Source organism: Planctomycetota bacterium (assembly GCA_018242585.1).
GTDB lineage: Bacteria > Planctomycetota > Planctomycetia > Pirellulales > PNKZ01 > JAFEBQ01.
In genome coordinates this window covers 85,771-111,948 of sequence record JAFEBQ010000024.1, presented here as the reverse complement: position 1 = coordinate 111,948, position 26,178 = coordinate 85,771, and the positions used below count along the sequence as shown (strand labels likewise).

General features: G+C 63.7%; 21 protein-coding genes. 10 read left to right on the top strand and 11 right to left on the bottom strand.

Features of this window, described 5'->3' with window-relative positions; translation table 11 throughout:
* Positions 1-39: 39 nt before the first annotated feature.
* The 4 genes from JSS27_12300 to JSS27_12285 all read right to left on the bottom strand — a co-directional run bounded on the left by JSS27_12300 (position 40) and on the right by JSS27_12285 (position 5,616).
* Positions 40-828 (bottom strand): phosphoribosylformylglycinamidine synthase subunit PurQ, encoded by a 789-nt coding sequence (locus JSS27_12300; GenBank protein MBS0209722.1) that lies wholly within the window; start codon positions 826-828, stop codon positions 40-42.
* A 130-nt stretch (positions 829-958) separates the two neighbouring features.
* On the bottom strand, positions 959-1,555 hold the full coding sequence (locus tag JSS27_12295) for a DNA-3-methyladenine glycosylase (protein MBS0209721.1): 597 nt from the start codon (positions 1,553-1,555) through the stop codon (positions 959-961).
* Between the two features lie 241 nt (positions 1,556-1,796).
* Positions 1,797-4,772, bottom strand: coding sequence for a phosphoribosylformylglycinamidine synthase subunit PurL (purL, locus tag JSS27_12290; GenBank protein ID MBS0209720.1), 2,976 nt, complete (start codon positions 4,770-4,772; stop codon positions 1,797-1,799).
* A complete protein-coding gene (locus JSS27_12285; GenBank protein ID MBS0209719.1) occupies positions 4,756-5,616 on the bottom strand; it encodes a prephenate dehydrogenase in 861 nt (286 codons plus the stop codon). Before JSS27_12285 ends, purL begins: the two co-directional genes overlap by 17 nt.
* Before the next feature lie 221 nt (positions 5,617-5,837).
* Between JSS27_12285 and JSS27_12280 the strand changes: the two genes are divergently transcribed.
* Complete coding sequence (locus JSS27_12280) at positions 5,838-6,875, top strand: type II secretion system F family protein (GenBank protein MBS0209718.1); 1,038 nt, start codon at positions 5,838-5,840, stop codon at positions 6,873-6,875.
* A gap of 413 nt (positions 6,876-7,288) precedes the next feature.
* On the opposite strand, the gene JSS27_12275 is transcribed toward JSS27_12280, so the two are convergent.
* Both JSS27_12275 and JSS27_12270 read right to left on the bottom strand, forming a co-directional pair.
* Entirely contained in the window at positions 7,289-7,480 is a 192-nt protein-coding gene (locus tag JSS27_12275; protein MBS0209717.1) for a hypothetical protein, read from the bottom strand.
* Positions 7,464-10,679 (bottom strand): N-6 DNA methylase, encoded by a 3,216-nt coding sequence (locus JSS27_12270; protein ID MBS0209716.1) that lies wholly within the window; start codon positions 10,677-10,679, stop codon positions 7,464-7,466. Before JSS27_12270 ends, JSS27_12275 begins: the two co-directional genes overlap by 17 nt.
* Before the next feature lie 746 nt (positions 10,680-11,425).
* On the opposite strand from JSS27_12270, the gene JSS27_12265 reads away from it, so the two are divergent.
* The 5 genes from JSS27_12265 (at position 11,426) to JSS27_12245 (ending at position 14,918) form a co-directional block, all read left to right on the top strand.
* A complete protein-coding gene (locus tag JSS27_12265) occupies positions 11,426-11,929 on the top strand; it encodes a beta-hydroxyacyl-ACP dehydratase (protein ID MBS0209715.1) in 504 nt (167 codons plus the stop codon).
* Between the two features lie 157 nt (positions 11,930-12,086).
* Entirely contained in the window at positions 12,087-12,470 is a 384-nt protein-coding gene (locus JSS27_12260) for an acyl carrier protein (GenBank protein MBS0209714.1), read from the top strand.
* Positions 12,471-12,589: 119 nt separating this feature from the next.
* Positions 12,590-13,120, top strand: a complete 531-nt coding sequence (locus tag JSS27_12255; protein MBS0209713.1) for a beta-hydroxyacyl-ACP dehydratase — start codon at positions 12,590-12,592, stop codon at positions 13,118-13,120.
* Between the two features lie 178 nt (positions 13,121-13,298).
* Entirely contained in the window at positions 13,299-14,594 is a 1,296-nt protein-coding gene (locus tag JSS27_12250) for a beta-ketoacyl-[acyl-carrier-protein] synthase family protein (GenBank protein MBS0209712.1), read from the top strand.
* 93 nt (positions 14,595-14,687) lie between these two features.
* Positions 14,688-14,918 (top strand): hypothetical protein, encoded by a 231-nt coding sequence (locus tag JSS27_12245; protein ID MBS0209711.1) that lies wholly within the window; start codon positions 14,688-14,690, stop codon positions 14,916-14,918.
* Positions 14,919-14,983: 65 nt separating this feature from the next.
* Here the strand turns inward: JSS27_12245 and JSS27_12240 are convergent, their stop codons facing one another.
* Both JSS27_12240 and JSS27_12235 read right to left on the bottom strand, forming a co-directional pair.
* On the bottom strand, positions 14,984-16,180 hold the full coding sequence (locus JSS27_12240; protein ID MBS0209710.1) for an RluA family pseudouridine synthase: 1,197 nt from the start codon (positions 16,178-16,180) through the stop codon (positions 14,984-14,986).
* Position 16,181: 1 nt separating this feature from the next.
* On the bottom strand, positions 16,182-17,009 hold the full coding sequence (locus tag JSS27_12235) for a tetratricopeptide repeat protein (GenBank protein ID MBS0209709.1): 828 nt from the start codon (positions 17,007-17,009) through the stop codon (positions 16,182-16,184).
* A gap of 353 nt (positions 17,010-17,362) precedes the next feature.
* Here JSS27_12235 and JSS27_12230 point away from each other — a divergent pair, with 353 nt between their 5' ends.
* The gene (locus JSS27_12230) at positions 17,363-17,527 is read left to right on the top strand and encodes a hypothetical protein (GenBank protein MBS0209708.1); all 165 of its coding nucleotides are present in this window, start codon (positions 17,363-17,365) and stop codon (positions 17,525-17,527) included.
* 12 nt (positions 17,528-17,539) lie between these two features.
* Here the strand turns inward: JSS27_12230 and JSS27_12225 are convergent, their stop codons facing one another.
* Together JSS27_12225 and JSS27_12220 are read right to left on the bottom strand one after the other, a co-directional pair.
* Complete coding sequence (locus JSS27_12225) at positions 17,540-18,133, bottom strand: mobile mystery protein B (protein ID MBS0209707.1); 594 nt, start codon at positions 18,131-18,133, stop codon at positions 17,540-17,542.
* A gap of 3 nt (positions 18,134-18,136) precedes the next feature.
* Complete coding sequence (locus JSS27_12220; protein MBS0209706.1) at positions 18,137-18,613, bottom strand: hypothetical protein; 477 nt, start codon at positions 18,611-18,613, stop codon at positions 18,137-18,139.
* A 297-nt stretch (positions 18,614-18,910) separates the two neighbouring features.
* Here JSS27_12220 and JSS27_12215 point away from each other — a divergent pair, with 297 nt between their 5' ends.
* The 3 genes from JSS27_12215 to JSS27_12205 all read left to right on the top strand — a co-directional run bounded on the left by JSS27_12215 (position 18,911) and on the right by JSS27_12205 (position 21,714).
* Complete coding sequence (locus tag JSS27_12215; GenBank protein MBS0209705.1) at positions 18,911-20,686, top strand: 30S ribosomal protein S1; 1,776 nt, start codon at positions 18,911-18,913, stop codon at positions 20,684-20,686.
* Between the two features lie 288 nt (positions 20,687-20,974).
* A complete protein-coding gene (locus JSS27_12210; protein ID MBS0209704.1) occupies positions 20,975-21,181 on the top strand; it encodes an addiction module protein in 207 nt (68 codons plus the stop codon).
* Positions 21,178-21,714 carry a hypothetical protein gene (locus tag JSS27_12205; GenBank protein MBS0209703.1) on the top strand — a complete coding sequence of 179 codons (537 nt, stop codon included), beginning with the start codon at positions 21,178-21,180 and terminating at the stop codon, positions 21,712-21,714. Before JSS27_12210 ends, JSS27_12205 begins: the two co-directional genes overlap by 4 nt.
* A 257-nt stretch (positions 21,715-21,971) precedes the next feature.
* Here the strand turns inward: JSS27_12205 and JSS27_12200 are convergent, their stop codons facing one another.
* Positions 21,972-26,048 carry a protein kinase gene (locus JSS27_12200; protein ID MBS0209702.1) on the bottom strand — a complete coding sequence of 1,359 codons (4,077 nt, stop codon included), beginning with the start codon at positions 26,046-26,048 and terminating at the stop codon, positions 21,972-21,974.
* Positions 26,049-26,178: the final 130 nt, after the last annotated feature.

Genomic DNA, 26,178 nt, shown 5'->3' with positions numbered 1-26,178 from the left:
GAGCAACCGGTGCTACCCGAGGGTCCGATGTGACGCTATCTACCCGAAGTAGCTGACCGCGTTCTGGAAGATCTTTAAACCGTCGCCGGTTTGCGTGGTCTCGGGGCGAGTCCAGCGCGGGTGTTGAGTGCGCTCGATGTGGCGCTCGGGATGGGGCATCAAACCGAACACCCGCCCCGTCACATCGCACACGCCCGCTACGTTGTCCCACGCGCCGTTCGGGTTGTCCGGAAAACCCTTCGCCGGGCTGCCGTCGGCCGCCGTGTAGCGCAGGCAAAGCTGCCCTGCCCCACGCAAGTGCTCGCCGATCGCGGCGCTGCGCGGGACGAACCGGCCTTCGCCGTGGGCCACTGGCAGGTACATCCGCTCGATGCCGCGCAAAAACACGCAACGGTCGCTCGACACGCCCAGGTGGACCCAGCGGTCTTCGTAGCGGTGCGAATCGTTGTTCGTCAGCGTGGCGGCCGGCTCGGGCTCGCCATCGGCGGCCGGGTGTTCCGCCAGCAGCAAGTCGGACTGCATCAGAATTTGAAAGCCGTTGCAGATGCCGATAATCAGCTTCTCGGCCACCTTGAACTCGTGCAGCGCCTCGTTCAGGTGCAACCGGAGCTGGCTCCCCAGGATGCGGCCGGCCGAAATGTCGTCGCCGTAACTGAACCCGCCGGCGAAACAGAGAATCTGGTAATCGCTGAGGACGCGAGGGTTCTCGAGCAGCCGGTTGACGTGCAAGGCGTCGGCCTCGCCGCCGGCGCGCTCGAACGCATAGCACGACTCGAGGTCGCAGTTGGTGCCAGGGGCTCGCAGAACCAAAACGCGAGGACGTGCCATGGAGGTCGCTGTTGCGCTCGTGAGCGGGAAGATAGGAAAGGAGCCGACGCACGCGGCCGACCCTCGACGGCAAAGCCTCGTACGCTGGGTCGAACGTGCCGCCCTATTCTCCGGAAATCAGCCCGATTCCTCAAGGAGCCCGGCGGGGCTTTTTCGCCGCGGCAGTAACCGGCTTGTGCGGCATGACGAACGGGTTGCCCACGGCCGAGAATCGCCAATGCAAATGCTGGGCCTGGGAAATGCCGATCCTGGGGCTGGCTTCGACTTGCCAATCGACGTCGGCGGCCAGAACGCGAATCCGTCGGCCAATCAGCCGGTCGTTATCGCTCAGATCGATGTCGAGCGCCTGGCACAATCGCCCCGGGCCAGTGGTCAAGCGCTTGAGCGAGCTCACGCCACGGCGGGCCATCATCGTCGGAATGCCGCGCGTGGGCTCGATGGCCCGAATCAGAACCGCGCCGGGCCCCGTGGCATCGGCCGTGAAATTCAGGCAGTAGTACATGCCATAGATGAAATAGACGTACACGCGGCCGTAGGTGGTGGCCATGATGACGGCCTGGTTCCGGCGCGTGACGAAGTGGGATGCTGCGTCGTCGACATAGGCTTCGGTCTCGACGATCCGGCCGGCGCAACGTCCCACGGCCAGGGTGGTGCCGATCAGCTCGCGAGCCACGACCAACGTGTCGCGCGCGAAAAAATCGCGATCGAGCGGCGCTGGCAGTGGCATGTTGGGGACTCTTGGTGACAGATGAGCTTTGCTGTGAGAGCAAGAAGTCGGGTGGCCCGGCTGCTTGTCGGCCGGGTCGCGCAGCGACAAGAAAGATGTAAGACGTTCAGGCAGCCCCTTGCTTCAAAGCACCGAGTTCTTCTTGTTGCTTCGCAACCCAGCCGGCTAGCGGCTGGGCCACCCACTATTCACGATGTGCGAAGTGCAGGCTGAATGGATCGCGATGAGCCTGGCGACGCGACTACAGCTTCAGCGCCGCTTGCCAGGCTTGCTTCAACTCGGCCACGCTGGCGGTAACGACCGTCGGGGCCGCCATGTCATCGGGTTCGCTGGCTTCGATGTTGGCGGCCGCTTGTGGCAAGCCGACGATTTCCAGCCGGCCACCGCGGGTCACCTCGCCCACGGCCGCGTGCGGAAGGCCAGCCAGGGCCTGCTCGAACGCGGCGCTCTTGTCCTGGGGCACTTCGCACAGGAACCGGGTGTTCGACTCGCTGAACAACAGCACGGCCGTGCCGCGCGGCGTGTCGGCAATGCCCGCCGCCGCCGGCACGTCGGCCAGGAACAGTTGCGCCCCCAGTCCGCCGGCAAAGGCCATCTCGGCCGCGGCCGCGGCCAGGCCCCCTTCGCTCAAGTCGTGGCACGCGGCGACGAGCCCGCTCTTGATCGCGCCGTGCAGGGCCGCGAACGTGCGCCGCGCCACGTCGGCGTCAACAGTGGGAACTTGTCCGCCTGACAAGTTTTCGACCAGGGCGAAGTGCGAGCCCCCCATTTCGTCCTTGGTCAGGCCGACCTGGTAGAGCAGATTGCCCGACTGCTTCAGGTCCATCGTGACGGCCTGCGAAGCGTCGGCCAGTTGCCCCATCGCGCTGATCAACAGCGAGGGAGGAATGCTGAGCGATTGCTTCTGACCGTTCGCTTCGTAGCGGAACTCGTTGTTCAAGCTGTCCTTGCCGCTGATGAACGGCGTGCCCAGCGCGATCGCCATGTCGTAACAGGCGAGCGCTGATCGGACCAGCGAGCCCAACGTCTCGGCCCGCTCGCAATCGCCCCAGCAGAAGTTGTCGAGCACGGCAATGCGGCTGGGGTCGGCGCCGACCGCGACACAGTTGCGGATCGCTTCGTCGATGGCGCTGGTGGCCATGTGATAGGTGTCGAACTCGCCGAACCGCGGGTTCATGCCACACGAGACGGCGATGGCGCGCCGCGAGCCGAGCACCGGGCGGACCACGGCCGCGTCGCTGGGGCCGTCGTTGGCAATGCCGACCAGCGGCTTGACGACGCTGCCACCTTGGACTTCGTGATCGTACTGCCGGATGATCCACTCTTTGCTACAGACATTCGGCGAGCCGAGAATCTTGAGCAGCTCGCCCGTGTAGTTCCAGTCGTACTTGTTCGGCAGCGGTTGCGCCGTGGTCGGGGCGGGCTGGTAAACCGCCTCGCGCACCACCGGCGGTCGGCCCCCGTGCAGGAACTCCATCGTCAGGTCGGCGACGACTTCGTCGTGGTAGTGCAGCACCAATCGTCCCGTCGCCTTGTACTCGCCAATCACCGTGGCTTCGACGCTTTCGGCCGCGCACAGGTCCGAGAAGTCCTGCCAGTTCGCGGGCGGCACGGCCAGGATCATTCGTTCCTGGGCTTCCGAGATCCACATCTCGGTGTAGGACAAACCTTCGTACTTGAGCGGAATGCGATCGAGCCAGACCTCGGCGCCGATCTCTTCACCCATTTCGCCCACGGCGCTTGAGAAGCCACCAGCGCCGCAGTCGGTGATGGCGCTGAACAGGTTCCGGTCCCGGGCTTGCAGCACGACGTCGACGACCATCTTCTCGGTGATAGCGTTGCCGATCTGCACCGCGCCGCCGGAGAGCGATTCGCTCTCGCTCGTGAGTTCGGCCGAGCTGAACGTCGCGCCGTGGATGCCGTCGCGACCGGTTCGCCCGCCGACGGCGACGATGTAATCGCCCGGCTTGGCTTCCTTGAACGACTTGTCGCGCGGCAACAAGCCGACGTTGCCACAGTAAACCAGCGGGTTCCCCAGGTAGCGGCGGTCGAAGTAGACCGCGCCGTTTACCGTCGGAATGCCCATTCGGTTGCCGTAGTCGCGCACGCCCGAGACCACGCCGCGAATCACGCGCTTGGGGTGCAACACGCCGGCGGGAATCTCGGCGGCCGGCGTTTCGGGCGGTGCAAAGCAGAATATGTCGGTATTGCAGATCGGCTTGGCGCCCAACCCGGTCCCCAGCGGATCGCGGATCACGCCGCCAAGCCCCGTGTTCGCGCCGCCGTAGGGTTCGAGCGCCGACGGGTGATTGTGCGTCTCGACCTTGAACACGATGTTGTATTCATCGTCAAAGCGGACCACGCCGGCGTTGTCGCGAAACACGCTCACGCACCAGTCATCCGCGCCCCATTGCTTGCGCAATTCCTGCGTGGCGGCGAAGATCGTTTCCTTGAGCATGTTCTCGAACCGGCGTTCCCCTTCGGGACCGCGGTAGCGCACACGCCCGGCCAGGGTCTTGTGGCTGCAATGCTCGCTCCAGGTCTGAGCCAGCGTCTCGAGCTCGGCGTCGGTCGGATCGCGGCGCAGCGTGCGGAAGTGCGCCTGAATGGTCTGCATCTCGACCAGGCTCAGGTACAGCTGCCCCTGGCGGCTCAGGCGCACCAATTGATCGTCGTTCATCTCGCGTAAGGGAACGCGGATCAGCTTGAACTGATACGGCGAGCCGATCTCCATCCGCTCCCATTTCAGGGGGCCGACCACCACTTGTTCGATGGCGTCGTTGGCAAGCAGTTTGCTGCACAGCGTTTTCAGCGTGGCGTCGTCGACCGACGACAGCCAGTACTTCTTCAACGTGCGGACGGCTTCGACCGGCACGCCCAAGTCGTTGAGCGCCGACTGCGCGCTTTGAGCCACGGGGTCCATCACGCCCGGCTTGGGCAGCACGTGGACCAGGCAACCCAGCCCCGCCGGCCCCTGGCCCAGCGAGCTTTCCCCCGGGCGGCCGACGACGTAGCGTTCGACGACGGCATCGGCCAGCAACTTTCGCGCGCCGCGTGTGACGAGCGATTGGTCGAGCTGGCCTTGCAGCAGATAGCCGCGAGCGGTGGCGACTTTCAGATTTCCGGCGAGCCCCAAGTTGGTCGCTTCGGCGGCCAACTGGCGACCGAGCAGATCGGCCTGACCTTCGGCCGGGTGGATGTCAACTTCCCAGAGCATCGCGGGTTTGTTTCGCTTTCAACAGCAGTTGTTCGAGCCGGCGGAAATCGCCGCGTTTGAGCGCCTGACGACAGGCTGCCAGTACCTTTTCATAACGCGCCAAGGCCGTCAAGGCTTCGGCCCGATTGCTCTCGAAGATCTGCCGCCACATCGCCACGTCGCCCGACGCAACTCGTGTGGTGTCAAGCCAGCCGCGCGCCGCCAAGGGCAAATACTGCTTGGGGGTCGAGGCAGCCAGCGCAGCCGCCGCGAGATGGGGCAAATGGCTGATCGCGGCCACGGCCCGGTCGTGGGCCTGGGGAGTCATGGTGATGGTCGCCCCCCCCAAGCGACGCCAGAAGGTTTCGACCTCGGCGGTCGCTTCGAGCGGCGTCTTGCGCGTGGGCGTGATGATCACGGTGCGCCCGACCAGCAAGTCGGACATGGCGGCATGGTGGCCGCTCTTCTCGCTGCCGGCTAGCGGATGGCTGCCGACGAAGAGCGCCCCCTTGGGAAGTTTGCGTTCGACGGCCGTGACGATCTCGCGCTTGGTGCTCCCTGCGTCGGTCACCAGCGCGCTGTCGCCGAGCTGTTTGCAGGCGCGGAGCGCGAAGTCGGCAATCTGACCGACCGGAGTGCAAACCACGACCAGGCCTGCGCCGTCGATGCCCGCTTCGAAGTCGGTGGTGCCGCGCGAGATCACGCCGGCGTCGGCCGCGGCAGCCAGCGAGCCGGCGTTGCGACCGATGCCGACCACCTCGCGGGCCAGGCCGCGGCGCAGCAGCGCGACGCCGATCGAGCCGCCGATCATGCCGACGCCGACGACGGCCACACGGTTCCAGAGCGGCTTGGCGGGAGCAGGCATCGGGCATTCTCGGCTGGTAACGCGGGACGGGAACTCATGGCGGATTCTATTTTGCCCGCCGGCGAAAGTCGAATATCCAAGTAAAAAGCCTCAATGACCAAATCCCAATGACCAAAAGGGGGACACAGGCAGCACTGGCCCCCCGGATCACTTGGTCATTGGTACTTGGGCATTGCGGCTTCTCCATTACTACTTACGCAGCTTGGTACTAGAATGAAAACATGTTCTCCGCCCGGATCAGTCTCTTTGATCTTGAACAACTCTGTCGGCGCGTTTCGACGGCGCTGACCAGCGGGATCGAGCTGCGCAAGGCTTTTCAGCGCGAGGCCGAAGGACGCTCGCCGCGCGCCGTGCGCCGCCACATGGACCAGGTCTACCAGGCCGTCGCTCGCGGCGAATCGGTCACCGCGGCCGTGGCCGCCACGGGCAGCTACTTCCCCCGGCTGTTTCACGAGATGGTCTCGCTGGGCGACGCGACCGGGCACCTGGCCGAGACGCTGCGAGCGCTGGCCGAGCATTACGAGCTGCAATTGAAGCTGCGTCGGCAGTTCGTGCAAAGCATCACCTGGCCGCTGGTCCAGTTGTTCGCCGCTCTGGGGGTGGTGGGGCTGTTGATCTGGTTGCTCGGCGTGTTTCAAGACGGGGTTCCCAAGAAGGATCGCCTTGACCCGTTGGGCCTGGGGCTGATGGGAACGCATGGCGTGTTGGTGTACGTCTCGGTGCTGGCCGTGATTGCCGTGGTGTTGGTCGTTGTATATCAGGCGACGCGGCGCGGTGTCTTCTGGGCGCGGCCGCTGCAGCGCGGGCTGTTTCTGGTGCCGGTCATCGGCAACACGTTCGAGACGTTGGCCCTGGCCCGGTTCGCCTGGTCGCTGGAGCTGACGTATGGCTCGGGCATGGATGTATTGAAGGCCATTCCGATGAGTCTGCGCAGCACGCAGAACGCCCATTACACCGATCACATCGACTCGGTCACGCTGCGGGTTCGCAAGGGGCAAGAGATCACCGAGGCGCTGGCGGCGACCGGCGCGTTTCGGACCGACTTTCTCGACGCCGTCGAGGTGGGCGAGAAGAGCGGCCGGCTGAGCGAGACGTTGGCCAATCTTTCCGAGCAGTACAACGATCGAGCCCAGCGAGCGCTGGCGGCGCTGGCCACTGTGGCCGGCTTTGCCGTGTGGGCCGTGGTGGCGGCGTTGATCACGATTGTGATCTTCCGCCTGGCGTCGTTTTACTTCGGCATGCTGGACAAGGTCATGTGACGGCGTGGAGCGGTGAAGGATTTGGTCTGGGTAGCCCCGGTTGCTTGCCAACCGGGGCGGGCGCAGCCCGCAAGAGGCGTCGGGCGACGTCGTCCGTCGGTGGCGAGTTCCCATCTGGGTTTCGCGGCGCTCGATGCCTCCTGTCGCTGCGCGACACCGGTTGACGAGCAACCGGTGCTACCCGATTCGGTTTCACGATCGCCAGTGTGAGGGCTTCCACCATCACCGAGCGCGCGCAAACCCTTCTCCCTTCGGGAGAAGGTGGCCGAAGGCCGGATGAGGGTCCACTCTGCGCTCGGAGCCGCGCCCGACTGATGCGCGACCCTCATCCGTCGGCTAGCGCCGCCACCTTCTCCCGGAGGGAGAAGGGTTGTATTCAGGTCGCTCGCGAGTGAGGCTCGTCGGCGATGCCGCTAATCCTCGGCCGTCGCGTCGTCGTTGTCCGTGTCGTCCGCGTCGGACGCGGCGGACGGCTGGTTCGCGGCCGGCGCATCGTCATCGTCGAACAGGCCCGAGAATAAGTCTCGCTGGCTCCCCAGCGATTTGCGCCAGGCGGCCGGCACGTCCAAGGCCCCGGCGGCCCGCAACTCATCCACGGAAATCAAGTGTCGGTCCTTCACAAATCGCCTCCAGAAGTTTCGCCTGGGCGGGTTCCAGCTCGACCAGCAACGCCAAGACATTCAAGACGTTGAGCAATTCCGTCGTGTACTCGGCCAGCCAGTGGTCGGGCTGGATGTCCCCCAGCTTCGACGGCGGCCGGCGGTCGCCGATGATGGGGCGTTCGCGGTTTTTCTTACGGTAGCTGAACCATTGCGTCAACACCCGCTTGCCCGACACCTCGTATTGCCACACCGCGGCGGGCACGTGTTCGATGTAGCCGCGACCGACGATCAGGCGCTGCTGCGGTTCGTCGTAGTCGATTTCGTCGGGCATGTTGTCTGGGTCGTCGGGAATGGCCCCCTGCTTGGGAATCCGCGGCGCGCGATCCTTGGGCAACCGCGGCGGACCCGCCGGTCGGTCGTCCCCGGCGTCGGCAAAGCGCTCGCCGAACGTGTGCAGCCAGATCACGCGCCGCCCCAACTCGACCGCCGCGGTGAACAGCTTGGGCTGCTCGGTGATAGGGATCCGCAAGCCGGGCTGGGCCAGATCGTCCTGAAACCGCGCCGTGTAGGCCGGGCTGGCGGCCACGCCGGCCAGATAGGCCAGGAAATCCTCGGCGGTCACGAGCCGCTTGTATTTCTTGGTCAGAAAGTCGAGCAGCTTCGGCGGCAGATTGGGGGTCGTCGCGGCCGCATCACGCCAGAGGGGAAACACCCGTCCACCTCGGCCGTTGTAATGGTGGAGATCGGGAACGTAAGCGGAAAAGGTAAATGCAGGCCCAATTGTCGGCGATCGATCTGAAGGGGCCGTCATGTACACTTGCCGTTCGGAGTACGAACTCCAAAGGTCTGCATTGGGTTGCGTAATGACTCTCGGGTCCGGGATTATCCACATCCGGTTAAAGGACCGGAACGCATAACGCACTGGCGTTGCACAATCGCCCTTTTCGTCAATTAGCGGTTTTGTCGCGAGCCTGAAGCCCGGTAAAGGGATTCGAACGATCGATCGAATATGCCGGTCAGCAGGCTTGCCACCACGCAGCGTTGGGTGAAACAGGTCCTCCTTTTTCTCGATCGGGGCCTGAATAAGTTTTATCCAGCGGCGTTCCAGCGATTCCGGATCGGGCGCGAAGACCCAGACTCGCTTGGTTTGCACGCCTGAGCCGTTGTACGCGAATAACTCGTCGAGCGCCGGGTAGCCGGCCCAGTCACCCGTGGCGGCGGGGAGAAACGGCGCGCGCCAGTCGGTCGAGCAATCCTGCCAGATCTTCGCTTCGAGCCGCAGCTTGGCCAGTGCCGCGAACTTCTCCTCGCGCTTCCCCGCGGGGAGGGCGGTGTATTTGACCGTGGCCGGCTGGTCGGCGGCTTTTTGCTTGGACCGCGCGGCCAGCACGATGCAGACCGGTTGCTGGACCGCCTGAAAAATGCGCGTGGGGACGTCGGGCTGGTGCCCCTCGGGGGAACAATCGATGATCCAAATCCGATCGGCCTTGCGGCGCAGATCGTCGCGCATCCGCTGAAAGCCCGGCCCGTTCAGAAAGCCCGCCACCGTGATAAAGCAGACGATGCCGGTGTCGTTCTTGGGATCGTGGTCAAAGACCTTCCAAGTGGCCCAGCGCCAGAAATAGACGTACAGGTTGCGCAGATGCTTGGCGTGGGCTCCCACGCCCCAATCGGCCGGCGGCAGCCATTGGTTGAGCCGTTCTTCTTCGATCCAACCGCCGCGCCCCTTGGCCTTTTCCTTGTAGGGCGGGTTGCCGATCACGACGGTGATCGGTTCCTTGCGTTTGATCTCGTTGGCCTTGAGCCGCGATTCGGAGATGGTCCGGTACAGGGAGCCTAGCTCTTCGACCTCGGCATAGGGGTTGCCCAGCGTGTCGGTGACGAACATCCGCGATGCCGCTCGCGGCGGCTTGCCGATCATGCGGAGCAGCTCGGCGTGGATGCGCAACTGGGCCACGGCGAAGGGACCGAGCTGCATCTCGAACGCGATCAGCCGCGCGATGGCCGACTCGATAGCCTGGGGGACGGCGCCCGCTCCCTGGTCGGCTTCGACGGCGGCTTCGATGCTGCGCAGCACGCCCAGGATAAACGTGCCGGTGCCGACGGCGGGGTCGGCCAACGTGACGTCGGCCGAGGCCAGGCCAGCGCTGCGGCCAAAGTGGCGGCGCAGGGCGTCGTCGACCAGGCGGATCATCGGCTCGACGACTTCGGGGGGCGTGTAATACGAGCCGGTCAGCTTGCGCAGTGCGTTGTCATATTCCGCCAGAAAGTCTTCGTAGAAGTAGAGCCAGGCGTCCGGTTTGCCTTGGCTGATCGCTTGCCAGTCGACAGCGTCGAGCACGCGGACGAGCGTTCGCAGCGAGGTCTTGAGTGTGGCTTCGTTGTCGACTTCGTCGGTCAACAATCGCAAGGCCGCACCGATCAGCGAGTTGGTCTTGCCCAGATGTTTACCGACCAGGTCCAGCCCGTCGGCCAGTTGGATGTTGCTCGAGCGGGCCATCAGCAAGCCGAAGGTGACGGCCTGGGCATAGCCGTCGGCGAATTGCTGGTCGTTGGCTTCGGGAAACAGAAGCTTGCGCCAGTCGGCGGCCAGCGCCGTGAGGGCGGGACTTTTCTCGGCCAATTGCTCGGTGGCTTCGTCGCGCAGCAGTCGGCAGAGCCGAGCGGCGACGTGGGCCAGCTCGGCGGCGGACTTGGGCGGAATGGGTTCCCAGCGGAGGAAGTCGGCAAACCGCGCGAGCAACTCGGGCGGGGCGGCGAGCTTGGCGCCGGAGGTCTCGATGTCCCCCGATAGCTCGACGATCGAGCCGACCAGCTCGCCGTTCTGCCACAGACTGAACGCATTGCCGTCGGTGTACAACAAGTTGGGAAGCGATTGCAGTCGTTCCCATTGGTCTTTGTCGTGCCCCTTGTAGCGGCGCGGGTCGGCTCCTTTGCCGGGGGCTTTGACTTCGACGTAGCCGACCAGCACGTTGCGCAGCGTGATGGCGTAGTCGGGGCGCGTCTTGAGCGCGGAGAGGGATGTTTCGCCGACGGCAGTAACCCACTCGCGCTTGAAGCCACATTGCTCGGCCAGATCGGCGAAGAGCCCTTCGAGCGGGGCGCGGAGCTGATCTTCGGGCTCGCCCGTGGCGCTGGGGTTGGCCAGCTTGGCAGCCGCTTCGGCGCCGAATCGAGCGACGGCCTGTTTCAAATCCTGCATTCAGGGTGACCCGTTGCTGGCCGTGCGGTGGAGCGGAAGCGGACGCAAGAAGCTTCGGCAGATAAGCAAGGCTGGAATCATATCAGGATCGCGCCGAATGGCGGAAGGCTGAGGGGACGCGGCTTCACATCTGGGTAGCCCCGGTTGCTTGCCAACCGGGGCGGGCGCAGCCCGCAAGAGGCGTTGGACGACGTTGTCAGTCGGTGGCGAGTTTCCGCCTGGGTTTGCCAGTGCGCTGTGCCTCTTGTCGCTGCGCGATACCGGTTGACAAGCAACCGGTGCTACCCGATTTGGATTCGGGAGTGCCAGCGTGAGGGCTTCCATCATCACCGAGCGCGCGCAAACCCTTCTCCCTCCGGGAGAAGGTGGCCGAAGGCCGGATGAGGGTCCATATTGCAGCTTGAGTCGCGCCAGATTGACGCGCGACCCTCATCCGTCGGCTAGCGCCGCCACCTTCTCCCGGAGGGAGAAGGGTTGTATTCGGGTCGCTCGCGATTGATGCCGAGGGGGAAGATCGCCGCGTCGCGCGGGGCGGGGCGGGGTTTCCCGTTGCGTAAGCGTTAACGGCCCAATGACTTAACTGCGTCTGCCCACGGCTCGATTAGCGGTTGTTCTCGGGCGGGTCGATAACTATACTCAACGACTTATCCCCGTAGGCCCGTTGAACCTCCGCTAAGCCGCCGCCGGCTGTAACACCGGTAGCCGCAGGCTGTAACACTAGTAGCCTCAGGCTGTGACCCTGGTACATGAGATTCACGCTCGTCGATCGCATTGTTGAGCTGCAGTCCGGCAGCAAGATCGTTGCCACTAAGAACTTGTCGCTGGCCGAGGAATACCTGGCCGACCATTTTCCTGGCTTTCCGGTCATGCCCGGCGTGCTGATGCTCGAAGCGTTGACCCAGGCCAGCGCCTGGCTGATGCGGGCCACCGAGAACTTCGCCCACAGCACGGTCGTGCTGCGCGAGGCGCGGAATGTGAAATACGCCAACTTCGTCGAGCCGGGTCAGACCTTGACTGTGACGTCGGAGCTGATGGACCAGGGGCCGCGGACGGCCAAGTTCAAGGCGCAAGGGATGGTCGGCGCGACGCTGGTCGTGTCGGCCCGCCTGGAACTGGAACGATACAACCTCGGCGATCAAGACCCGACCAAGGGGCTGATCGACGAGATCGTCACGATGAAGATGAAAGAATTGTTTGCGTTGTTGAATCGGACGGAGTTGAACCAGACCGAAGTCGGCGCGGCCAAGTAGCCCTGCCGCCGCACTGCCGATGGAAAGCAGTGCTGATGAACGAGGCAAGCGCTCCGGAGGCAGTGCCGGTAAAGGGCAGTCGAGCGCCGCATGCGGATTGACCCGATGCGAAACACCGAACCGTAAACCTGTGGAAAAGACTTGGGAGTAATGCCAGATGCCGACGCAAGATGAGATTTTCGCCAAGATTCGCACCGCGCTGGTCGACGCCTTGGGCGTGGACGACGACGAAGTGACGCCCGAAGCCACGCTGGTCGGCGACCTGGGGGCCGAGAGCATCGACTTCCTGGACATCGTGTTCCGCCTGGAAAAGGCGTTCAGCATCAAGGTGCCGCGCGGCGAGCTGTTCCCCGAAGATATCTTGGGCAGCACGACCTATGTGCAGAACGGCAAGGTCACGCCCGAAGGCGTGGCCGAGCTGAAGAAGCGGATGCCGTTCGCCGACTTGTCCAAGTTCGAAACGAACCCGGTGGTCAAGGACTTTGCCAACCAGTTGACCGTGCAGGACATGGTCCGGTACGTGCAGAGCAAGGTGGGCTAAACGCAAATGACCAAATCCCAATGACCAATGACCAATAGGGACACTCCCTTGGTCATTGGGACTTGGACATTGGTCAATAGAACACTCGTTTACGAAGCTCCTCAAACGTCGGCATCGCCATGCGTTGGATCTGGATTGATCGCTTTATCGAGTTCGATAGTGGCAAACGCGCCAAGGCGGTCAAGAACGTCTCGCTGGCCGAGGACCACCTGCACGATCACTTCCCCGGCTATCCGGTGATGCCCAACTCGCTGATCACCGAGGGGCTGGCCCAGACGGGCGGCCTGCTGGTGGGCGAAGTAAACGGCTTTAACGAGAAGGTGATTCTGGCCAAGATTCCCAAGGCCACGTTCCACTTTCCGGCCGTGCCGGGGGATCAACTGATCTACACCGCGGTGCTCGATCACATCGACGCCGACGGCGGACGTGTGACGGCCACCAGCCATGTGCGCGACAAGCTGCAGGCCGAGATGGAGATCGTGTTCGTCCACTTGCGCGACGGCACCCGGGCCCGCACGCTGTTCGAGCCCAAGAACTTTGTCTTTACCATGAAACTGCTGGGCGTGTTCGACGTGGGCCGGGCCCCGGACGGGAGCCCCCTGCAAGAACCGCCGGGATTGAAAGAGCTGCGCGGCACGCTGGCCGGTTAGTGCGCAAGGGAGTAGCCGCAAAGCGTTAGAGCCTCACCCAAGCCGGCGGCTCTGCCACCGGCCGAGGCGGCAGAGCCGCCGGCTTGGGTGCGAGGGCGCTACGCCAGCGAGAGCATGGTGCCCGCCGCTCGGATCGTCTGAGTTCACACGAAGCCTTTCTTCACAGGAAGCGTTGGCCATGGTCGAAGCCTCGCGTCGTCGCGTTGTCGTCACCGGCATTGGTTGCGTGACCCCGATGGGGCACGATCCCGAGACCATGTGGCGCCGCTTGCTGGCCGGCGAGTCGGGCGTGGGCTATACCTCGCTGTTCGACGCCGCCCAGTTCCCCACGCGCATCTCGGCCGAGGTCCGCGATTGGAACCTGGCGAAGGTCGGCGAGAACCCTGACGAATGGAAGAAGACCGGCCGGCAGACGCGCTTTGCCGTCGGCGCCGCGTGCCAGGCAATGCAGGACGCCGGCCTGCGCAGCGCGAACCCCGTTGATCCAACCCGGTTTGGCGTCTACCTGGGGGCGGGCGAAGGGCAGCAGGACTTCATTTTGTTCACCGACATGATGGTGGCGGCCATCGACGGCGACCAATTCTGCGCCACCAAGTTCGCCAAGAAGGGGATGGAAATCCTCGATCCGCAGATCGAGTTGGAACAAGAGCCGAACATGCCGGCGGCCCATCTGGCCGCCTTGTTCAACGCGCAAGGGCCGAACTTCAACTGCCTGACCGCTTGTGCGGCCAGCAGCCAGGCCATCGGCGAAGCCGTCGAGATCATCCGCCGCAATGACGCCGATCTGATGCTCTCGGGGGGCGCCCACAGCATGATCCACCCGTTCGGCGTCACGGGATTCAATCTGCTGACGACCCTCTCGATGCGCAACGACGAGCCGGCCCGGGCCTCGCGGCCGTTCGAAATGGACCGCGATGGTTTCGTGCTGGGCGAAGGGGGCTCGATGCTGGTGCTCGAAGAGTTGGAGCACGCTCGCCGCCGCGGCGCGAAGATTTACGGCGAAGTGATCGGCTATGGCTCGACGGCCGACGCCTACCGCATTACGGATACTCATCCCGAAGGGCGCGGCGCGATCAGTTGCCTGAACATGGCGCTGGCCGACGCGCACATCAACCCTGACCAGGTCGACTACATCAACGCCCACGGCACCAGCACGACGGTCAACGACAAGGTCGAGACCCTGGCCATCAAGCAGGTATTCGGCCCGCGGGCCTACAAGCTGCCCGTGTCGAGCACCAAGAGCATGATGGGGCACCTGATCGCGGCGGCCGGGGCAACCGAGTTGATCGTCTGTCTGTTGGCGATGCGCGACGGGGCGCTCCCCCCGACGATCAATTACGACACGCCGGACCCAGAGTGCGACCTGGACTATATTCCCAACGAAGCGCGAAAGGCCAAGTGCGACGTCGCCGCGTCGAACAGCTTTGGTTTCGGCGGGCAGAATATTACGCTGATCGTTTCCAAGCTGAGATAAAAGTTGCTGGTTGCTAGTTGCTAGTGAAATGCTTCGATTGCTTTGTCTTAACTAGCCGCTAGCAACCAGCAACTTGCAACTTCCCCTCCCCCCATGCAATTCGGCAAATTCTTCGCCATTGTCGCCGCCTGTTTGATTGCGTTTGGATTGTTCCAAGCCGCGGGCACGTACTTCATGGCCGGCAACGCCAACTGGTCGCGACCGCTGTTGGTGATGGCCTGCGTGCTGGGCTTTCTGGCCTTTTGGGGCGTGATGCTCGCCGCCCGCCGCGCGCGATTGCGCCGGCAAGGTCCGCGACGACTGGGGCCGAAAGACGCCTGTTAAGCGCCAAGCCTTAATGTCCAAGCACCAATGACCAAGGCTGCTTCTGCTTGGTCATTGGGATTTAGTCATTGGTGCTTTGTTGCCGGCTTGCCCTGTCGCTGCCGTAGCACCGTGAGCGTCGCTTCCAAATCGGCCGGCAGCGGGGCGTTGAATGTCAGCCGGTTTCCCCGCGTCGGATGATCGATCGCGATTGATTGGGCGTGCAGCGCTTGCCTTTCGAGCAGGGGCGACTCGTCGGTCGAGCCGGGCAGCACGTCGCACACGCGTAGCGACGCCCGGCCCCCGTAGTATCGGTCGCACAACACCGGGCAGCCGATGCTGGCCAGGTGGACGCGAATCTGGTGCGTGCGACCCGTCTTGGGCGTCAGCCGGACGGCCGCAAAGCCGTGCAATCGCTCGACGACTTCGTAAAAGGTCTGCGCTGGCCGGCTGGTGGCGTGGTCGTGGCGGACGGCCATCTTTTCGCGCTGGTAAGGGTGAACACCGATCGGCAGGTCGATCCAGTCTCGATCCCGATCGGGCTCGCCGGCGACGATGGCAAAGTACGTCTTGTCGACCGTGCGCTGCTCGAACTGATCGGACAACAGCGAGTGGGCGATGTCGTCCTTGGCAATCAGGATCGCGCCGCTCGTGTCGCGATCGAGCCGATGGACGATGCCTGGCCGCGTCGGCCCGGCAGTCTGGCTGAGTTGCTCGAAGTAGTGCCGCAGGGCGCTCGCCAACGTGCCGTCCCAGTGACCTCGGCCCGGATGCACGACCATGCCGGCCGGCTTGTTGATGACCGCCATCACCTCGTCTTCGTACAGCACGTCGAGCGGAATGTCCTCGGGCAGCGGGCCCAGCCGCGGTACCTCGGGAACGACAATCGAGACTTGCTGCCCGGTGCGAAGGTGGTGGCTGGCCTTCACGCGGCGGCCGTCGAGCTTGACGCCGACCGCGTTGATAGCGCGGCGCAGGTGGGTGCGGCTGTAGCTGGGCAATTGCCGGGCGAGAAAGGCATCGAGCCGCTGGCCGTCCTCGGCTTCGGGAACAACCAGCAACAAGGTCTCGCCAGCGATGGGCTCGGAGGACACGGCTGAGGGCTCGGGAGTAAGGACGTCATGGGCTCCCTCTCCGCTCACGGGAGAGGATTGGATTGAGGGGACGAGTTGTGTACCCGCCTCATTCCCCTCACCCGGTTCGCCGCGCGAACCACCCTCTCCCACAAGGGGCGAGGGTGCGCGGCTTGCGCCGCGACGCGAACCGGTTCCAGCTAACGCCATTCTACTCCGGCGTGGTTGCTGGGGGAGTGACCGGTGCGGTGGTGGCCGGCGGAGTAGATGTCGCCGGTGGAGTCGTTGTGACCGGCGGAATGACTCCGGTCGGCGGGGCGGGGGGGGCCACGGACGTCGGGCCACCGGGGGCGTCGCTGGGCAACGATTGCATGTCGAACGGCGGGCGGAAGCCCGGCGTGCCAGGCTCGCGCGACGGGGGCGTGATCTTCAACGCCCAGAACCATTGATAGAACTCTTTCGAGGCCGGCTTTTCCAGGTCGTCGCGCCGCTCGCGGGCTTCGATCGCAAACTCGGTGCCCGGGTAGTTCTTGATCAGCTCGTCGTATTGCTTGACGGCTTCCTCGGGCTGGGCCAATGATTCGTATGCACGACCCAGGCCGATCAGCGCACGCGATTGCATTTCGCTGATGTGGGTCGTGGCGCGCAGTTGGTTGTATTGCTCGATCGCCGATTCGAGCGAGGTCTTGGCTGCGGTTCGGTCCTGGAACAACTGATCGACGCCGACTTCCAATTGCCGATCGGCCAACGTCAGCCGGGCCCACTGGCCCCCCATGTAATCGCTGTAGTCGTCGGCCACCCGGGTCATGTTCTCCTGAGCGCCCAGTCGCGACTCGCTGGCGACGACGTACTCGCGCCAGGCCGAGCGCTCGGCGTTGGCCGAGCGCGTGGAGATGATCAGATAGACGACGACCAGGACCACGATCGCGCCGATCGTGGCGGCCACTGCCGGGGCGTACTTCTGAACGTCCTTGACCCCGTGCTCGAGCACATCGGCCAGGGAGTTGCGTTGTAACTCGTGACGGCGTTCGGACTTCATGGCAAGGGGGCCTTGTCTGCCGCGGTTCCGTCGTGGGCACGGTTCGGCGGAGCAAAAATGCCGGCCCGATCGCGCGGTCGTCGGACACGTGAAAGCGTCCCGGACCGATGGCGAGCGGCGCGGCGTAAGTTCAATGGGCGAAACGAAAAAATCCTCGCGGCACGAGGATTTGGGGCAATATAGGGGCGGGGCCGAAATGCCGTCAAGGCTGGCAGCCGCTCGCTGGCCGGTCAAACCGGCGGCAGTCGTACCAATTCCCGTCGTCACGCTAGCAGCCCAGCGAGATTTCTCTTGCCGCGCCCCAGGCAGGGCGGTATTTTCCGCCGGCTTTTCAGACCATCGATGGCAAGCTCATGCGTCGCGAGTTGTTGATTCTGTGTTTGTTAGCGGCTGTGTGCGTGGCCGGAGGTTCGGCCGGGGACTTGTTGCCGTCGTTTCTGGGAGGCAAATCGTCCGACCAGGCCGACCTGAACAAGCTCAATGAGAAGAACCGCTATGCCCAGGGGATCAATCCCTGAGGCCGCGACGATTCAGGCAGGTGTGAATCGCGACTGCATGCCAAGCAATGGACCCAGATCTCCTTGGTCCGCCCCGCGCAGTGCCGCCAGGTATTCACGACGCACGTCGTTCTTGCCGCCGAGCACCTCGGGCCAGGCCGTCGGTTCACGGCCCGCTTGCTTGAGCCAGATATTCGCCAACAGCCGTCCCCAGCGACCATTGCCGTTCGGAAACGGATGGATCTGCACGCTACGATGGTGCAGGCGTGTCGCTTGTTCCAAGAGGGGCACGGTCGAGCCGCGATAAAACGCGAGCGTCTGTTCCAATTCGAGCAGCGCTGGCTCGATCTGTGTCCAGGCGACGCCGAGATTCAGCTCGAATCGCCGCGGCTCGCCCGCCCAGCGCCAGACCTTGCCAAACATCTCGCGATGCAGCTTTTTCATCCAGCGCGCGTCAAAGGGGGCGGCGCGCCGACCCGGTCGACTGGCCAGGTATTTGACATGCGCCAGGCGAATATTCTCGGCTTCGGCGACGTCCAACTGGCCGCGCGTGGTGATCGAGCGTACTTTCAGCCCCGAAAGATCGTCGAGCGGAGTGGCGCCATCGAGTGGCGATGCGGGCGTCATGCTTCACCGCGACCAGAGCTGCTTGCGCGAGCCGTTGAGCAATTCCGTCTCGGTGCGTTTGAGCATTTTTGCATAGGCGCGCCGGTCGACCGCTTGTTGCTCGAGGGCCGAGCTGCCTTGCACCAGCGCGACCAGCTTTTGAGCTTTCCGCCGCGCCTGTCGAGTGGTGACGAGTTTGGCGTCCTGGACTCGCGGTTCGAACTCGATACCCAGGGTTGCCGCGACTGCCACGACGTGCCGGAATTCGGTGCGGTCGAACTGGCCGCCGAGCAGGCGGTTGACCGTGGCGGTCGATACTCCGCTGAGTTCAGCAATCGAACGCACGCTCATGCGGAGTAACTTGCGACGGGCGTTGAGCAGTGCTGCAAAGGCGGGACTGTTCATCATGGCACCAAGGCAGCGGGTGTCGCGGGCGGACTCGCTAATAACTATATCATATATAATACATTTATTTGTTAAACGAAACGGCCGGGTGACCACGAATACGAGGCTTTTGCGGGGAGTTGTGGGCGTCTGGGCAAGCTGCCGCGATCGCTGGCTCGACCAGCGGTTGCCAGGATTGCCGTATACCCTTGAAACCGATATATTTACGAATCTTTGTTTGGGCCGAGGAGTCTCCGCGTGGGGACCGGTTCAGACAACTGGCACTTTTGCCTTGTCTCTCTTACTGGCGGCACTTCCGACGCGCCATCGGCCCCGCTGGGCCTTTCGGCCGGCAACTTTCACAAGACTCCTGCCGGCTCGCTGTCGAACGGTTCCGTAACGGCTCTTCACTCCATGGTAAATCGCAACCTCATCCGCGGCCTCGACCTCAACGAACAAGACTGGGAAGCAGAACTCAACGCGGCGCTGACCGGCGTCGGCGCCGACGAAATCGAATGGGGGGGCGAAGACATTTCGCTCAACCAAATTGTCGAAGGCCGCATCCTGCGGATCGAAGACGAGCAGGTGCTGATCGACGTCGGCTACAAGAGTGAAGGGATGATCCCACTGAACGAGTGGGACGAAACCGAAGAGCCGCCGCAACCTGGCCAGACCGTCAAGGTGCTGGTCGAAGATATCGAAGACACCACGCCGGGCATGGAAGACGCCGGCATGATCGTGCTCAGCAAGCGCAAGGCTGAGAAGATCGAAAACTGGCGCAAGGTGATGGAGTCGGTCAAGGAAGGCGACGTCGTCACCGGCGCGGTCACGCGCAAGATCAAGGGTGGTCTGTTGGTCGACGTGCGCGGCGTCAACGTCTTCTTGCCCGCCAGTCAGGTCGACATCCGCCGGCCTTCGGACATTGGCGACTACATTGGCCGCACGATCCAGTGCCTGGTGCTGAAGATCGACGAAGCCCGCCGCAACATCGTCGTCAGCCGCCGCTCGCTGATCGAGACCGAACGGGCCGAAAAGAAGGCCAAGCTGCTGGCCGAGCTCGAGCCAGGGCAGCTGCGCAAGGGTATCGTCAAGAACATCGCCGAGTTCGGCGCGTTCGTCGACCTGGGCGGCATCGACGGCCTGTTGCACATCACCGACATGAGCTGGGGCCGCATCGGTCACCCGAGCGAGATGGTCCACATCGACCAGGAACTCGAAGTGCAAATCCTGCACGTCGATCGCGAAAAGGAAAAGATCGCCCTGGGTCTCAAGCAAAAGACCGCCAGCCCGTGGGAATGCGTGCCGGACAAATATCCGGTGGACACTCGCGTCAAGGGCGAAGTGGTCAACGTGATGAGCTACGGCGCGTTCGTGAAGCTGGAAGAAGGGATCGAAGGGCTGGTCCACATTTCGGAAATGTCGTGGACCAAGCGCATCAATCACCCCAGCGAGCTGGTGCATATCGGCGACGAAGTCGAAGTCGTCGTGCTGGGCATCAACCGCGAGAAGCAGGAAATCTCGCTCGGCATGAAGCAGACCCACGACAACCCGTGGGACAAGGTTGCCGATCGCTATCCGCCGGGCGCGCCGGTCACCGGCACCGTCCGCAACTTGACCAACTACGGCGCGTTCATCGAGATCGAAGAAGGGATCGACGGCTTGCTGCACGTCAGCGATATGTCGTGGACCCGCAAGATCAGCCACCCGAGCGAAATGCTCGAGAAGGGTCAAAAGGTCGAGTGCCGCGTGTTGTCGGTCGACCAGCAGCGTCGCCGCATCGCCCTGGGCCTGAAGCAACTGCAAGAAGACCCTTGGACCACCGACATCCCCAGCAAGTATCAGCCGGGCCAGGTGGTGAAGGGAACCGTCACCAAGCTGACCAACTTCGGCGTGTTCGTCGGGTTGGAGAACGGCCTGGAAGGGTTGCTGCACATCTCGGAGTTGGCTGACCACAAGGTCGAGAACCCCGAAGACGTGGTCAAGGTCGGCCAGGAGATCGAGGTCAAGGTTTTGCGCGTCGACACCGAAGAGCGCAAGATCGGCCTGTCGCGCAAGCGCGTCGATTGGGCCGACGATCAAGGCGAACCGCCGATCGACCACGACGGGTCGGGCGCGGCCCCCAGCAAGCCGGCCATTCCGGCCAGCGAGCTGAAGGGCGGCATCGGCGACGGCGGCCCGTTGATCAAGTAAGCTTGATCGCGCGAGCGTCGCTCATCTGAGCGGCGCGGCTGCAATAGATTGAACAGCAAAGCAGGCCCCGAGAGCCAATCTCGGGGCCTGTTTTTATTGGTGAGTGCGCGAGGTTTTCCTCCCCTCGCCCCTCCGTGGGAGAGGGGCTGGGGGTGAGGGGGTGCTAGGTGAAAAGGGGACGCAAAGTTATCAGGCAGCAGCGGTCGGCATCAGGTTATAATGAGCCCGAGCCTGTGCCCCTGAGCGAATAGTGTCGTGGGAATCTTCAATCGCAAGTGGGAATGCGTCATGGCATCGATCTTTGACCTCACGCCGGCCGAGAAGTTGCAGCTTGTCGAAGACTTGTGGGATGATTTGGCGTCGACGCCCGAGGCCGTGCCGGTGCATGATTGGCAGAAAGAGGAGTTAGCCCGCCGCAAAGCCAATTGGGCGGCGAATCCCGCAGCCACGATTTCCTGGGACGAAATCAAACGCCGAGTGCTTTGCTTGTCGTGATCTCCAAGCCACATCAGCTTCGAAGATTCGGTGTTTGTAGCCTGACCGCTCTCATCACCGGCTGCGTTGATCAGCGGGTTGTCGGCGACACGACGATCTTCTCGTTCGAGTTGTGGGTCAGTTGTCTGCTGTTCGCCTTGGGCGTCGGCGGCTTGTCGGTCGTCGCCATCTATGTGCCGCTCCGCCGACTGGGCAAGTCGATCCTGGTGGCGGTGGCGACGTTTGTGTTCCTGCTGCTGGCCCCCTGCTTTCTCGTCGATCGCGTGACGGTCAACTCGGCCCAGTTCACCTTCCGTGCCGGATTCTGGCTCTGGCCGAACTACCACGAAGTTCACTTTGACGACGTCCAAAGGATCGTGCTGGCCAAGAGCAAAAGCAACCCGAACGATCGCTGGATCGATTGCTACCTCAAATCAGGCAAGCTGGACAGCGTGCCGATCGGCGACCTTATCCGCGGCACGCCGGCCAAGATGATCATCGACGCCGCGATGGAAAACGGTATCCCCGTGACAAACCACTGGGAGGAGGAATAGCGAATCGATGGGCTGCGGTGATTGGTAAATGACGAATGACGAAATCCGAATGACGAAAGAAGTGATGATTGCTGAGTGCTGAATGATGAGTTTCGAGCGGGAGCGCGCGGGCCCTTCCTCAATTCATCAATCATCACTCAGCATTCATCACTTCCCCTTTCCGTGCCCTCTGTGTCTCCGTGGTAAATCCCCCGCTTCGACATTCGGATTTCGTCATTCGGGCTTCCTCTCCCACCCTGCCCCGCCCAGGCGGACACTTATTGCTCCCACTCGCACACGAACGCGAAGTGGTTCGCTCCGTTGATGTCGTCCCAACGAATCGTCGCCTGGCCGGATTGAACGACCGCTTCCAAGAACGCCGCGTCCGAGTCGCCGCCGCCATTGTCCGGCTGATTCGCCGACCAATTCGTGAATGAAGTCGGCAACAGTGGCGTCCCGTCGACCCACCGCCACTCCCCTTCCTTGGCTTCGTCGGTCAGGCCGAGCCAGGTGATGCCGCGTTCCTCTTTCCCCTTGGCGCTGGCCACGATCAATTGCGCGACCCTCTGGTTCTCGTCCGCGTTGTCGATGATCACCAGATTGCCGCCGATCTCTTCGCAGAACTGTGCCGCCTGCTTCCAGGTCACCCCCGAACGGTAGACCTTGTACCAGTGACCGCCGATCGGTACCGCGTCCAGCGGATGCCGCGGCACGAAGGCCAGCGCCGACGCCTTGCGTTGCTGGGCGGCCGCTTGCCGCCGTTGGCCGATCGTGGCCTTGGGCTTGCCGGTCGAAGCGATCAGCGCGCGGCGATACCAACTGGCCGCGCGCTCCATCGCCAGGTACTTCACCGGCACCTCGCCTTTTTCGAACAACCCCCACCAGCGATCTCCCTGGGCCGCCAGCTCGTCGGCCGAGTGCGACTTCGCCGTCTCGCCGTCGGCAATCGCCGCCAGGGTTGCATCTTCACCAGCTTGCAACGCCTTGGCCGCCGCCGACCAGTCATGGCGCGCCAGCGCCAGGTAGCGCCCCACGGCCCGGTTCGCCTCGACGTCTTTCTTGTCCGCGCTCAACTTCTCTTGCGCCGCGCGGTTGGCCGCGGCCAGTTGTTGATAAAGCCGCAATTCAATGCCGCGAGCCTTCAGCTCTTTGGCGATGTCCGACGTCACCGGCTTGGCCATATTCGCCGCCGCCGTCTGAATCTCGACCGCCAAGTCCCATTCTTCCAGTGCTGCGGCCCGATCGATCTGCCGCAGGCTTTCTTCGAGCAATGCCTTCTTTTCGTTGGCGCTTTTGGCCGCTTTGAACGTCTCGCCGATCACGTTGGCGAACACCGTGCGCGAGTCGATGTTGAACGAACGGACCAGATCGGTCACCGCGTGACAGGCCAGGTTCAAATCTCCTGCTTGCGCCGCCGACAGGGCCGCTTGTTCCAGCAGCGCGTACCGCCGCGCCGGTTCGGCGTGAGCTTCAGCCGAGCGCTGCCACAGCAGTTGCGCGACTTGCTGCCGATTCTTGTTGGTGGCCATTTCGCCCACGATCTGCTCGGCTGCCTGAGCCGCGGCTTCGGTCGGTGGCGCAGGCAAGCGCTGCCACCCGCGCGGCGTGACTTCGAGCGCGTGGATGCGGAAGCCGCTGACTTGGGTACACCACAGGGCAAAGCTCCGCGGACTGGTCCCCTCGAACTGCGAGAAGGGGCCATACTCGTACGGCGGGCGCTCCCAGCGGACGATCTCGCGGCCGTCGAGCGACAGGGTCGCCTCGGTCGCGCTGACGGAGCAGACCAGGGTGTGCAAACGCCACGGCGTAAGCGCCCAGGCTTTGGCATACGGCTTGTTGGCCCCGTAAATGTCGGTGGCCCCGCCATGATCTGCCGACACGGCGGCGCGCGAGCTGCCGAACGGCATGCCGAGGAATAGTTCCTGGAAGCTGCCAATCCGTTCGACTACTGCGGTCAGTGTGTATTCCGCCGGATGATTCGTCTCGATGCCAACCAGCGACGTCGTGCGGCCGTCGTTGGGCTCGATCAGCAAATCCCCTTTGTCGCGACGAGCGACGCCGGTCGTGACGTCGCGCTTGGGATCGAACAACGCCAGCAGGTCGAATCGCCCATAGGCGGGTAGTTCCACCTTCGGCGGCGCGATTTCAAGCTTGGCGAAACGGATGTCAGAGGTCGAACCTTGACAACCGAGCACCAAATCTCCCGGCTCGCCGACGGCGATATGCCCAGGCAATTGCAGCGTGTCGGGGTTCCCTTGCCAATCGATGGCCGGCACGCCGTTGGCGGCGACAAAGAAGCGTCCCTTCCGCACCGCGCACGCCAGGACGACCCGCCCCGCGTCGGCCGCGGCCACCGGCACGCTGCGCGCGAACTGGAACGTCGGCTCGGTCGAATCGATCGAGATTGCCGCCTGGGGCGAACGCCTGGTGTAGTTGACGGCAGTCCCTCGCCCCTGCACGTTCAGCCCCACACGCACGAGCGTCTGGGCCAGCGGCCCCTCGATCTCGGCCGTCAGGTCATATTCGTCGGGCGGCGCGTAGGGTACCGCGATTTTGTAATGCCCGTCGGTCGATTTGCGATGGACCAGCACGCTGCCATCCATCGCCCAGTTCCCCTCCACCGGCTTGGCGGCCATCAGCTTGAGCAGGTCGACCGGCTCGGTCAGCGGCGCTGGCTTACGCTTGGCGTCGGTCGTCGTGGGAGTTGGAGGCGCAGACGTGGCCTGTGCGTTTTCTTTCGGCGGCTCAGGCGTGACGGCCGGCGCTGTGCTGGCCACCATCGTCGGCGCCGGTGGTGTCGTAGACGATGGCAAACCCTGCGGCGGGGGCGGCTTGGGCGGACCTTGTTTGCTCGGTGGTTTGCCTTCGTTGTTCGTCGGTGGCGGCGGCGTGGGCTTGTCGGCGGGATTGGCCGCCGGTTCATTCGGTGCCAGTTGCGGAATCACGAACGGCCGGTCGTTCGGGTCGTCGACCTTCGCGGCTTGCTGCTGAGCGTCACCGCGCGGCCAAAGTGCGTACGCGCCGATCGCCAGCAGCAACACCGCAGCCGCCCCGGCACTGGCATAGATCGGTAAACGACTACGTGTCGCCGGCGCAACGACCGCGGCGTTGCTCGGCTCAATCGCCTTGGCCGTGGCCAGCGCGCGCCCGGTCGGCGCATGTGGTGGCGGCGAAGCCGACGCTGTTGGCACGACGCTGGGCGACGAGTTCGACGGCGGCGGCTTGACATTCGACGCCGAGCCGGAGCCAATGCCCGACTTCAAAAAGCTTTGCAGCTCGTCCCCTTCGAGCGCTTCGCTCAGCATAATCACCGACGAAGCTTCGTCGTTCTTGCCGGCTAGCAGTCCTTCGATCGCCTTGGCCACGTCGTTCATCGAGGCGGGACGGTCCTCGGGGCGCTTGGCCAGCATCCGCTGGCACAACTGGTCGAGCCGCTCGGACGCTTCGGGTCGCAGCGTCCGCAGCGACGGAACCGGCTGCTCGCGATGGGCCAGAATCTTCTGCAAGATCGTGTCGGCCTGGTACGGCACCTTGTTCGTAATCAGCCGATAGAGCGTACACCCCAGGCTGTAGATGTCGGAGCGGTGATCGGCCGAGCGGGTGTCGTGCGCTTGCTCGGGAGACATGTAATCGACCGTCCCCATCACCTGGCCGCTCATGGTCAATCCAGCGCCGTCGTCCACGTGCCCCAGCCCGTTTTGCAGCCGAGCCAGCCCCAGGTCCAGAATCTTTACGCCCCCCTTGCGGTCGATCAGGATATTGCCCGGCTTGATGTCCCGGTGGATAATCCCCTGGTCGTGGGCGTATTGCAGGCCGCGGGCCGCCTGCATCACGCAATTCATCGCCTGCTCGATCGACAGGGGGCCATGCTTCGACAGCACCGACGACAGATCACTTCCGTCGACGAACTCCATCACCAGGTAGTGCAGCCCGTGGGCTTCGCTGGCGTCGAACGCGGTGACGATGTTCGGGTGCGAAAGCCGGGCCGCCAGCTCGACTTCCTGGTAGAAACGCTTGACGACGCCGGGCGATTTGGTGGCCTCGGTCGGCAAGATTTTGAGCGCGACGGTGCGCTTCATCCGCCGATGCTGGGCCTTGAACACTTGCCCCATGCCGCCAGCGCCGATTTTGTCGAGGATGACGTACTCGCCAAACACCAGCCCCTTGCCACGCCCGCGATAGACGTTCGAGGCCTGGTACTTGGTCAGCTTGCCCAGGCGGACTAGCTCCTTGGCGATGGGCTCGGCGTCGGCGTTCAACTTGGTCGCGTCGAGCGCGTCGCGAACGGTGCTCAGCTCGGCAGCCGACAAAATGCTGTGCGAGGTCAGGCTGTCAAGAAATTGCTGCGCGTTCATGAACAAAAACCCGTCGGGGTCGAGCGATCGTGCCTGGCAAAATATCCCCACGGCGTGCGCAGTCGAGGCAGGTTAACCTAGACTACTGCCTTACCCAGCGTGGTTCAACCAAATGTCCCACGGCGCGTGT

Excerpts from the sequence above, each read along its gene's own strand:
- purL (MBS0209720.1), bottom strand. The coding sequence starts at position 4,772 with ATGCTCTGGGAAGTTGACATCCACCCGGCCGAAGGTCAGGCCGATCTG.
- JSS27_12285 (MBS0209719.1), bottom strand. The coding sequence starts at position 5,616 with ATGCCTGCTCCCGCCAAGCCGCTCTGGAACCGTGTGGCCGTCGTCGGC.
- JSS27_12260 (MBS0209714.1), top strand. The coding sequence starts at position 12,087 with ATGCCGACGCAAGATGAGATTTTCGCCAAGATTCGCACCGCGCTGGTC.
- JSS27_12200 (MBS0209702.1), bottom strand. The coding sequence starts at position 26,048 with ATGAACGCGCAGCAATTTCTTGACAGCCTGACCTCGCACAGCATTTTG.
- JSS27_12215 (MBS0209705.1), top strand. The coding sequence starts at position 18,911 with ATGGTAAATCGCAACCTCATCCGCGGCCTCGACCTCAACGAACAAGAC.
- JSS27_12225 (MBS0209707.1), bottom strand. The coding sequence starts at position 18,133 with ATGACGCCCGCATCGCCACTCGATGGCGCCACTCCGCTCGACGATCTT.
- JSS27_12250 (MBS0209712.1), top strand. The coding sequence starts at position 13,299 with ATGGTCGAAGCCTCGCGTCGTCGCGTTGTCGTCACCGGCATTGGTTGC.
- JSS27_12245 (MBS0209711.1), top strand. The coding sequence starts at position 14,688 with ATGCAATTCGGCAAATTCTTCGCCATTGTCGCCGCCTGTTTGATTGCG.
- JSS27_12270 (MBS0209716.1), bottom strand. The coding sequence starts at position 10,679 with ATGCAGGATTTGAAACAGGCCGTCGCTCGATTCGGCGCCGAAGCGGCT.
- JSS27_12280 (MBS0209718.1), top strand. The coding sequence starts at position 5,838 with ATGTTCTCCGCCCGGATCAGTCTCTTTGATCTTGAACAACTCTGTCGG.
- JSS27_12210 (MBS0209704.1), top strand. The coding sequence starts at position 20,975 with ATGGCATCGATCTTTGACCTCACGCCGGCCGAGAAGTTGCAGCTTGTC.
- JSS27_12265 (MBS0209715.1), top strand. The coding sequence starts at position 11,426 with ATGAGATTCACGCTCGTCGATCGCATTGTTGAGCTGCAGTCCGGCAGC.
- JSS27_12235 (MBS0209709.1), bottom strand. The coding sequence starts at position 17,009 with ATGAAGTCCGAACGCCGTCACGAGTTACAACGCAACTCCCTGGCCGAT.
- JSS27_12240 (MBS0209710.1), bottom strand. The coding sequence starts at position 16,180 with ATGGCGTTAGCTGGAACCGGTTCGCGTCGCGGCGCAAGCCGCGCACCC.
- JSS27_12255 (MBS0209713.1), top strand. The coding sequence starts at position 12,590 with ATGCGTTGGATCTGGATTGATCGCTTTATCGAGTTCGATAGTGGCAAA.
- JSS27_12230 (MBS0209708.1), top strand. The coding sequence starts at position 17,363 with ATGCGTCGCGAGTTGTTGATTCTGTGTTTGTTAGCGGCTGTGTGCGTG.
- JSS27_12295 (MBS0209721.1), bottom strand. The coding sequence starts at position 1,555 with ATGCCACTGCCAGCGCCGCTCGATCGCGATTTTTTCGCGCGCGACACG.
- JSS27_12300 (MBS0209722.1), bottom strand. The coding sequence starts at position 828 with ATGGCACGTCCTCGCGTTTTGGTTCTGCGAGCCCCTGGCACCAACTGC.